The sequence below is a fragment of the Pseudomonas sp. HMSC063H08 genome (assembly GCF_001813645.1).
Taxonomy (GTDB): Bacteria; Pseudomonadota; Gammaproteobacteria; order Pseudomonadales; family Pseudomonadaceae; genus Pseudomonas; species Pseudomonas aeruginosa.
This window is the reverse complement of record NZ_KV813396.1, coordinates 1-312: the sequence shown is the minus strand read 5'-3', so window position 1 is coordinate 312 and position 312 is coordinate 1. Positions and strand designations below refer to the sequence as shown.

1 protein-coding gene is annotated in these 312 nt (G+C 63.5%); it reads right to left on the bottom strand.

What is annotated here, in order from left to right:
* The coding region (locus HMPREF2924_RS08710; RefSeq protein ID WP_177344957.1) for a nucleoid-associated protein at window positions 1–312 on the bottom strand (312 nt) is incomplete at both ends.

Here is a 312-nt window from a genome sequence, read left to right as displayed (position 1 = left end):
GACCTTCTTCCCGCCCTTGCCCTTGATGAACGAGATGTACTGCATCGACTGCTTGTTGTTGCGCCACTCGGAAATGTTGATCCGCGCGGCCAGGTGCAACTGGCCGAGGTCCAGGTGGCGCGACGGGGTGACCTCCAGCGACTCGTTCACCGCCACGCCTTCGCTGTGGTGCAGCAGGGCGATCGCCAGGTAGTCGGTCATGCCTTGCTGGTAGTGGGCGAACAGGACGTGGCCGCCGGTGGAGAGGTTGGACTCTTCCATCAGCTTCTGCAGGTGCTCCACCGCTTCGCGGCTGAAGCCGACGAAGTCGCG